We start from the raw sequence: 9,163 nt of genomic DNA, 5'->3' as shown, positions 1-9,163 counted from the left end.
GGGGGTGGTGGGTCTGTGGTGGGGGGGGGGGGGCCTCCTCCGCCGGTCGTCCCTGGGGGGGTGGGGGGGGGGGGGCGCCGCCCGCGGGCGGGCCGCCCCCGTCCCCGTACCGCAAAGCCCTTCGGCCGACGCGAGGACGGTGCGGCGGGCCGCGGCGCCGTCCGGCGTCCCCGCCGGGTTCGCGTGTGACCCGGCACACCTTCCGCGTACGCATCCAGGAGCGGGGCAGCATCCCCGTCGAGCAGGCAGGACGACGGGCGGGACCAGTGGGTGAGCGAGATGTCTCACGATGCGATACCCGCCCGGCGTGACCGGCCTGCTCGTTAAACTGACCCGAGCGCAGTAATGAACTGCCGCCATGGACTAACGAGGAGCGCACGTGGGCCTTGTCGTGCAGAAGTACGGAGGCTCCTCCGTCGCCGATGCCGAGGGCATCAAGCGTGTCGCCAAGCGGATCGTGGATGCCAAGAAGAACGGCCATCAGGTCGTTGTCGTGGTGTCCGCGATGGGCGACACCACGGATGAGCTGATCGACCTCGCCGGACAGGTATCTCCGATTCCTGCCGGTCGCGAATTCGACATGCTGCTGACCGCAGGAGAGCGGATCTCCATGGCCCTGCTGGCCATGGCGATCAAAAACCTGGGCCACGAGGCCCAGTCCTTCACGGGCAGCCAGGCCGGCGTCATCACCGACTCGGTCCACAACAAGGCGCGCATCATCGATGTCACGCCGGGGCGGATTCGTACCGCGCTCGACGAGGGCAACATCGCGATCGTCGCCGGCTTCCAGGGCGTGTCCCAGGACAAGAAGGACATCACCACGCTGGGCCGCGGCGGCTCGGACACGACCGCCGTCGCGCTGGCGGCGGCCCTCGACGCCGAGGTCTGCGAGATCTACACCGACGTGGACGGCGTGTTCACCGCCGACCCGCGCGTGGTGAAGAAGGCGAAGAAGATCGACTGGATCTCCTTCGAGGACATGCTGGAGCTCGCCGCCTCCGGCTCCAAGGTGCTGCTGCACCGCTGCGTGGAGTACGCACGCCGATACAACATCCCGATCCACGTGCGGTCGTCCTTCTCGGGGCTGCGCGGGACGTGGGTAAGCAACGAGCCGCAAGGGGACCAGCAGGTGGAGCAGGCCATCATCTCCGGAGTCGCCCACGACGTGTCCGAGGCCAAGGTCACGGTCGTCGGAGTGCCGGACAAGCCGGGCGAGGCCGCGGCGATTTTCCGCGCCATCGCGGACGCCGAGATCAACATCGACATGATCGTGCAGAACGTGTCGGCGGCGTCGACCGGGCTGACCGACATCTCCTTCACGCTGCCGAAGACCGAGGGCCGCAAGGCCACCGACGCGCTGGAGAAGGCGCGTGCGCTCGTCGGCTACGACTCGCTGCGCTACGACGACCAGATCGGCAAGATCTCCCTGGTCGGCGCGGGCATGAAGACCAACCCCGGCGTCACGGCGGGCTTCTTCGAGGCCCTGTCCGACGCGGGCGTGAACATCGAGCTGATCTCGACCTCCGAGATCCGCATCTCGGTCGTCACCCGCGCCGACGACGTCAACGAGGCCGTACGCGCCGTGCACACGGCCTTCGGGCTCGACACGGAGTCCGACGAGGCCGTGGTCTACGGAGGCACCGGAAGGTGACCGACAAGCCGACGCTCGCGGTCGTCGGGGCGACCGGGGCGGTCGGCCGGGTCATGCTCCAGATCCTGTCGCAGCACGCCGACGTCTGGGGCGAGATCCGACTCCTGTCCTCCCCGCGCACGGCCGGCTCCGCGCTGGCCGTGCGCGGCGAGCAGGTCGAGGTCGTGGCGCTGAGCGAAGAGGCCCTGGAGGGTGTCGACGTCGCGCTGTTCGACGTGCCCGACGAGGTGGCCGCGCAGTGGGCGCCGGTCGCCGTCGCCAAGGGCGCGGTCGTGGTGGACAACTCCGCCGCCTTCCGGGCCAGGGCGGACGTGCCGCTGGTCGTCCCCGAGGTCAACCCGCACTGTGCGCGGGTGCGTCCGCGGGGCATCGTCGCGACCCCCAACTGCACCACCCTGTCGATGATCGTGGCGCTCGGCGCCCTGCACGCCGAGTTCGGGCTCACCGAGCTCGTCGTCTCCTCGTACCAGGCGGCCAGCGGCGCGGGACAGCGCGGCATCGACACCCTGCGCGCCCAGCTCTCGCTGCTGGCGGGGGAGCCCGACGCGGGCACCACCCCCGGCGGCGTACGGCGGACGGTCGGCGACGACCTCGGCCCCTTCCCGGCGCCGCTCGCGCTCAACGTCGTGCCGTGGGTGGGCACCCCGGCGGACGGCGGGTGGTCGTCCGAGGAGCTGAAGATCCGGGACGAGTCCCGCAAGATCCTCGGCCTGCCCGAACTGCGGGTCACCGCGACCTGCGTACGGGTCCCCGTGATCAGCGTCCACTCCGCCTCCGTGCACGCCCGCTTCGAGTCCGAGGTGACCGTCGGACGGGCCGAGGAGATCCTCGCCACCGCCCCCGGCGTGGTCCTCTTCGACGATCCGGCCGCGGGCGATTTCCCCACCCCCGCCGACGTGGTCGGCACCGATCCGACGTGGGTCGGCAGGGTGCGCCGCTCGATGGATGATCCCCAAGCGCTGGAACTCTTCGTCTGCGGCGACAATCTGCGGAAGGGATCTGCCCTGAATACGGTGCAGATCGCCGAATTGATCGCTTCGGAACTCGCGCCGAACTGACCGGAATTGTTTGTAGGATCTGTGAACACCCTGTGCATGGGTAACGGGTCTGGGCCACATGGGGTGGATGTGCGGCGGGGATGCCAGCGGTGTGACCGGTCCCGCCCGGGGATCGGGGAAAATGCCTCTGGCCTTGTGGGAACCGGCAGTTGGGCGCGGGGCGTCTCTTCTGTCGCCCTCGGAAGAGGCCACGGCGATCCCTTCTGCTGGGGGAAAATTGGGGCAATGGGGAGGGGCGGTTACGCATGGGGCGAATCAGTGCATCGCATTCACCGGCGAGCACTCCGTCAAAAGCGGCGTCCTGCGCGTACAACCCTGACGGGGAGAAGCGTGTCCAACAGGTGTGGCAGCAGAGGTTCTCGACATCACGGCGGTCTCGCTGCGCGGCGCGTCAGTGCGCCCGCGGCGTACGTCCCGCGCGCCCGGCGGCATGCCGGTGATCGCTCCCATGCCGGCGGCGCGGCCTGCTTCGCCGGTCGTGTCGAGCGCGCCGGCCACGTCGACCGTGCCGATCACTTCGGCTTCGCCGGTCACTTCGGTCACGCCGGTCACGTCGGTCACGTCGGTCACGTCGGTCACGGCGGTTTCGCCGGTCACGTCGGTCGGGCCGCTTGCGTCGGACGGGCCGGTCACGTCGGCCGGGCCCGCCCTCGTACCGGAACAGTCTGCTCAGGTACTGGACTCCTCGACGTACGGGCCCGCGCTCGTGGCCGCTGACGAGAAGACCCTGGCAGAGGGCACCACCGTCGACCACCTGACCGAGACCTACCGTGCGCACTACCGCTCGCTGCTCGGGCTCGCGGCGCTGCTGCTCGACGACGTCGCGTCCTGCGAGGACGTCGTGCAGGAGGCGTTCATCCGGGTGCACTCGCGGGCGGGTCCGGGAGCCCGAGAAGACCCTCGCGTACCTCCGCCAGACCGTCGTCAACCTCTCGCGCTCTGCCCTGCGCCGCCGCATCCTCGGCCTCAAGCTCCTCTCCAAGCCGATGCCGGACATGGCGTCCGCCGAGGAGGGGGCGTACGTCAGCCTGGAGCGGGACGCGCTGATCAAGGCGATGCGCGGGCTGCAACGGCGCCAGCGCGAGGTGCTGAGCCTGCGCTACTTCTCGGACATGACGGAGGCGCAGGTCGCCGAGGTCCTCGGAATATCGCTGGGGTCGGTGAAGGCGTACGGTTCACGCGGGATCGCGGCGCTGCGCGTCGCGATGGAGGCGACCGCATGAACGGGAGCAACGGCGGGAGCACGGGTGGGCCGGTGGAACCCGGTGGGCCGGGCGGGCCGGACGGGTACGGAAACGACCGTCACGGGCGCGGTGATCGCCGCGACCACCATGCGCGGTACGGGCCGGACGGGCCGAGATACGACCGGACTGGAAAACGGATTGTGAACGACGGGCGCGACGGGCGCGAAGAGCGCCACGGGCGAGAGAACCCGCCGACGAACGGAAGCGGCTTCGGAGCCGGCTCCACGGGCGGCACCTTCGGGGGCGGCACTCGCGGAGCGCTCCCCGGCCACGGCCCGGCCGCTGGGCCCCCCGGCACCCCTGACACCTCCGGCCCTCCCGGTCCCTCCGGTGCCCCCGCCCTGAGCCCCGACGAGCTCGCCCTCCGCCGCCTCATGCACGGCGCGGTGGAGGGCCTGGCGCCCTCCGACGGCGCCCTCGACCACCTGCGCCGGGCCGTCCCGCTCCGCCGCACCAGGCGCCGTCAGGCGGTGGTCGGGGTGGCAGCGGCGGCCCTGCTGATAGGAACCGCGGTCCCGGCGTTCCTGCACGTGTCCCGGTCCGGCGGCGCCGCCACCGCCAACTCGGCGAACGCGGGCCACTCCGAGAGCACCGAGGGAATCGAGTCCGGCGGTACGGACGCGGGTTCCGGCGGCGGCGAGCAGAACACCGAAGGCCCGCAGAGCAAGGATCCGGGCAAGGATCCCGGCGGCAAGGACCCCGAAGGCAAGCAGAAGGAGTCCGAGTCGGGCAGCCCGAACACCGGCGAGAGCGGCACCGACAGCGGTGGCGGCGACGGCCCCGGGGCGTACGAACAGGACGTGACGAAGCCCGAGAAGCCCGCCTGCGACGGCAAGCAGCTGGAGGTCGTCAAGGCGACCACCGGCGCCCCGGACGCCCAGGGCAAGGTCTACGGCACCTTCCGGATCGCCAACAAGTCCGGCGTCGAGTGCGCCGTGCCCGGCGGCGGCAGCATGAACTTCCAGGCGATGGGCGCCGCCGACGAGTCCCGCATCAAGGTCGTCGAGCACACCTCGGGGGACCCGGCGGCAGGCCTGCCCGACCCCGCGAAGGAGGCCCGCAGCCTGGTGCTTCCGCCGGAGGCGGCGTACGAGGTGAAGTTCGCCTGGGTCCCGCAGGACACCTGCCCCAAGACGGGCGCGTCCCCGGACCCCACGCCCACCAACGGCGGTGGCGAGCCGGGCGGCCAGGACGCCGGCGGTGCCGCCGCGGGCGGTGGCGAGACGGGCGGCAAGGTCCCCGAGACGGGCGGCGAGGCCGGCACGGCCCCCGCGGGCGGCGCGACCACGCAACTGGGTACGGAGGACGGCGAACCGAAGGACGGCAAGGTCGCCGTGACACACACGGCGGAACCGGGCGCTCCGAGCGCGGAGGCCACGATCCCCAACGCGTGCGCGGGAACGATCTACCGGACGGGCGTACTGGACGCGCCCTGACCGGACGCTTCCTCGGCGGTCCCCTCGGATGCCTGACCGGACGCTTCCTCGGCGGTCCCCTCGGATGCCTGACCGGACGCTTCGTCGGCGGTCCCTTCGGATGCCTGACCGGACGCTTCCTCGGCGGTCCCCTCGGATGCCTGACGGGACGCTTCGTCGGCGGTCCCTTCGGCAGCCCGGCCTGACGCTTCCCCGGCAGCAGCTCCGGGCGCCCCGGCAGCAGTCCCTCCCGCGGTTCCCTCCGCGAGGTCCTCCGTCGGAATCCCCAACGCGAGGTCCCGCGCGGTCTCCGCCTCCCGCCGCGCCAGCCGGAACCACATGAAGAGCACGAACCCGGCGAAGACGAACCACTCGCCGGTGTACCCGAGGTTCTGGAACGCCTTCAGATCGAGCCCACTGCCCTGCGGAGCCACCGCGGGCACCGCCTTCAGCCCGCCCTCCGGCCCGCCCTCGCTCGCGCTCTGCGTGATCCAGGCGTCGTACACCCCGTACGGCACGAGATTGACGAGCGTCGCGGAACTGATCATTCCGACCTGCCCGTCCGGCAGCCCGCCGGAGGCGTTCACGCCGTCCGTCTGAGAGTTCTCGGAGGCCTGGAGGGCCCCGGTCACGGTGACTTCGCCGGTGGGCGCGGGCGGCGCGGTGGCACCGCGCGCATCCCCGGCGACCCAGCCCCGTACGACCGGCAGGCCCTTGCCCCCGCCCTTGGCGGTCTTCAGCATCCCCAGGACGTAGTACCCGTCCCGGTCGTCGAGCTTCCGCCCGGGCACGAGGAGCTGTTCCGCGTACCATCCGCTCACCTTCGCCTGCTTGCCCGAAGTCTCCATGGAGACGGGCAGCAGCTCCTCCAGCGGCACGGCGGCCTGCTTCGCGGGATCGGGGGCCTTCTCCGCACTGCGGTGCGAGTCGACCCGGTCCTCGAAGCGGCCGAGCTGCCAGGACCCCATGAAGATGCAGAAGGGGATGGCGAGCACGACGAAGAGGTTGATCCCCCACCAGCGCGGAGTCAGCAGAAACCGGTACACGCTTCTACGGTACGTTCCCGGACCGCCCCACCGGAGGGCGGGGCAGTCCGGAACCCGAACCGGGCGGAGCCGCTACGCCTTCAAATGCCGCTGCACGAAGTCGATCTCCAGCCGCACCTGCTTGATCCGCTCCTCGACGACGAGCGAGCCGTGTCCGGCGTCGTACCGGTACACCTCGTGGACGGCGCCGCGGGCCGCCAGCCGGTCGACGTAGTTGTCGATCTGCCGGATCGGACAGCGCGGGTCGTTCATGCCCGCCGAGATGTAGACGGGCGCCTTCACGTCGTCGACGTACGTCAGCGGCGACGACACGCGGAACCGCTCCGGCACCTCCTCGGGCGTCCCTCCGAACAGCGTCCGGTCCAGCGCCTTGAGGGCCTCCATCTCGTCCTCGTACGCCGTCATGTAGTCGGCGACCGGCACGGCGGCCAGCCCGAGCGCCCACGCCTTTGGCTGCGTACCGATGCCGAGCAGCGTCAGGTATCCGCCCCACGACCCGCCGGACAGCACGATCCGCGCGGGGTCGGCGAGAGAGGACTCCACGGCCCAGGCCCGTACGGCCTCGATGTCCTCCAGCTCGATCAGCCCCACCCGGTGCTTGAGGGCGTCGGTCCACTCCCGCCCGTACCCGGTCGAACCGCGGTAGTTGACGCGTACGACGGCGAACCCGTGGTCGACCCAGGCGGCAGGACCGGCGGCGAACGAGTCGCTGTCGTGCCACGTCGGCCCCCCGTGCACCTCGAAGACGGTCGGGAACGGCCCGTCCCCCGCCTCGCCGCCGGGCCGCTGTACGAGCGCGTGGATCCGCCCCCCGGGCCCGTCCACCCACACCGTCTCGACCGGTACGGACGCCGGCGCCCTGGCCCCGGGCGGATCGAGCACGACGCCACCGCTGGTCGACCGTACGACAGGCGGCTCGGCGGCCGACGACCACATGTACTCGACGGACCCGTCGGGCCGCGCGGTGGCCCCGGAAACCGATCCCGCGGGCGTCTCCAACCGCGTCAGCACCCTGCCCTCGATCTCGTACCGCCACAGTTCCCCGCGCGCCTCGAAGCTGTGCCCGACGATCAGCGCCGACCCGTCCGGATACCAGTCCGCACTGACGTCTCCCGGCAGATCGATCCCCAGCTCGGTCTCGGCCCCCGTCACCGGGTCCCAGATCATCGGCTCCCAACGCCCCCGCCGCTGGTGCCCCACCAGCAGCCGGCTGTCGCCGTCCACCGGCGAGAACCCGAGCACCTCAAGACCGAGCTCCTTGGTCCCGCCCTCGCTGTCGTCCAGCTCCGCGACGGTGCTGCCGTCCGCCACCCGCAGCACCCGCAACGACGAATGCATGGCATCGCCGTGCTCGGTGTGCTCGATGGCCAGCAGCGTGGAGTCATGACTCAGGTCCCCGACCCCGGCGGACTCCCGGTGCCGGTAGACCTCCACCGACTCCGCGGCCTCACCCACCCCCCGTACGACATGAACGGTCGTCCCGTCCTCATCGGTCGACCGCCCCACGACCACGGTCCCGTCGAGCCCCAGCGCAAGCCCCGCCGGATAGGAAGCCGCGAGCCCCTCCACGGCGACCACGTCGGCCCCGCCCTCGAACGGCTGCCGCTTCCACACCCCGAACTCGTCGCCGTCGGTGTCGTCGAACCACCACACGAATTCCCCGTCCGGCGCCAGCACCCCGTCGGTCGTCCCGTTGGCCCGGTCCGTCACCTGCCGCTGGGCCCCGCTCTCCCGGTCCCAGGCGTACAACTCGAACGTCCCCGTCGCGTTGGACACGAACAACGCCCGCTCAGGAGCCTGCTCCGCCCACTCGGGCAACGACACGCGAGCCGCCCGAAACCGCTGCTCCCACCGGGGAACGTCCGTCACACCACTGCTCTCATCACGACTCATCCCCCCATCAAACAGGACCCGCCGCGCGACCCGCAGCCCAGCTCAACAGGAATCCCGGCCCCTGTGACTCTCCGTGGGCGAGGCCGACTATCTCTCCATCCGACGCGCGGAAATCTATGTCGGCCGGGGTAGACATCGGGTGGTGGTGTGGTTATGGTTTCTCTCGTAGCCCAGAGAGACAGCAGGGCCGGGCAGAAACGAACTGCCGGGCAGCAGTAACCGCAGTTGCAGTGCGCAGGACGGTGCGGTGGTGGAGTTTCGAAGCCATGGTTGTGCAGGACGGCGACGGGGCTGACGACCGGACCGGGTGGCCCGCAGTGATGAGGGGCCGCCATGAGCAGTACCGCAGTTGACACAAGTGCAGTACCCGCAAATGCAGTACCCGCAAATGCAGTACCCGCAAGTGCAGTACTCAGCAGCGAAGTCAGTGAGCAGCACCTCGGTGAAGGCGTCGGCTGCGGACGCGCGCACCGGGAAGTTCGGCAGTGGGGTTCCAAGCCAGAGCAGATGCAGGACGGGTGACGGGGCTGGCTGCCGGAGAGTGGCGCTTTTTCTGGCCACTGAGCAGTACGCAGAAAAGCAGTAGCAGTAGTACCAGCAGTTCCAGCAGTAGATGAGTAATTGATCGAAGAGGGAAAGAAACGGAGGAGCCAGGCGCCATCAGGATCGCCCGGGTGGAATTCTTGAACTCGGGTACCGCAGGACATCGATAGTGAGGTGGTCTCCGGTCAAGCAACCGCGATCCCTGCACCCCCGACGGCTTTCAGGTCGGGTCTGCAGACACAGAGGGCCGGCGCAGTAACAGAGCCGGCAGATGGTGTAGCAGTTCCTTCGGGGCCCGGGTGCCATATGGCAC

Annotated in this window: 6 protein-coding genes and 1 pseudogene; 4 read left to right on the top strand and 3 right to left on the bottom strand. The window is 70.6% G+C overall.

Annotated elements, in window-relative coordinates; all coding sequences use genetic code 11:
- The first annotated feature begins 379 nt into the window (after positions 1-379).
- Positions 380-1,651, top strand: a complete 1,272-nt coding sequence (locus tag ACWGIG_RS33300) for an aspartate kinase (protein WP_453325422.1) — start codon at positions 380-382, stop codon at positions 1,649-1,651.
- Positions 1,648-2,709 carry an aspartate-semialdehyde dehydrogenase gene (locus ACWGIG_RS33295; RefSeq protein WP_453325421.1) on the top strand — a complete coding sequence of 354 codons (1,062 nt, stop codon included), beginning with the start codon at positions 1,648-1,650 and terminating at the stop codon, positions 2,707-2,709. Before ACWGIG_RS33300 ends, ACWGIG_RS33295 begins: the two co-directional genes overlap by 4 nt.
- Positions 2,710-2,964: 255 nt before the next feature.
- Here ACWGIG_RS33295 and ACWGIG_RS33290 read toward each other — a convergent pair whose 3' ends face one another.
- On the bottom strand, positions 2,965-3,342 hold the full coding sequence (locus ACWGIG_RS33290) for a hypothetical protein (RefSeq protein WP_453325420.1): 378 nt from the start codon (positions 3,340-3,342) through the stop codon (positions 2,965-2,967).
- A 94-nt stretch (positions 3,343-3,436) separates the two neighbouring features.
- On the opposite strand from ACWGIG_RS33290, the pseudogene ACWGIG_RS33285 reads away from it, so the two are divergent.
- A pseudogene (locus tag ACWGIG_RS33285) lies at positions 3,437-3,932 on the top strand (SigE family RNA polymerase sigma factor).
- Between the two features lie 161 nt (positions 3,933-4,093).
- On the top strand, positions 4,094-5,389 hold the full coding sequence (locus ACWGIG_RS33280) for a hypothetical protein (RefSeq protein WP_453325419.1): 1,296 nt from the start codon (positions 4,094-4,096) through the stop codon (positions 5,387-5,389).
- Here the strand turns inward: ACWGIG_RS33280 and ACWGIG_RS33275 are convergent.
- On the bottom strand, positions 5,359-6,414 hold the full coding sequence (locus tag ACWGIG_RS33275; RefSeq protein ID WP_453325418.1) for an SURF1 family protein: 1,056 nt from the start codon (positions 6,412-6,414) through the stop codon (positions 5,359-5,361). The genes ACWGIG_RS33280 and ACWGIG_RS33275 overlap by 31 nt on opposite strands.
- 72 nt (positions 6,415-6,486) lie before the next feature.
- Entirely contained in the window at positions 6,487-8,307 is a 1,821-nt protein-coding gene (locus ACWGIG_RS33270) for a prolyl oligopeptidase family serine peptidase (RefSeq protein ID WP_453325417.1), read from the bottom strand.
- Between the last annotated feature and the right edge of the window lie 856 nt (positions 8,308-9,163).

The organism is Streptomyces sp. NPDC054863 (assembly GCF_053610825.1).
Note: the sequence above shows the minus strand (reverse complement) of the source record. Positions and strands in the feature narration are given on the sequence as shown.

What these genes read in the sequence shown, in the direction of transcription:
- ACWGIG_RS33270 (WP_453325417.1), bottom strand. Translation starts at nt 8,307, where the DNA reads ATGAGTCGTGATGAGAGCAGTGGTGTGACGGACGTTCCCCGGTGGGAG.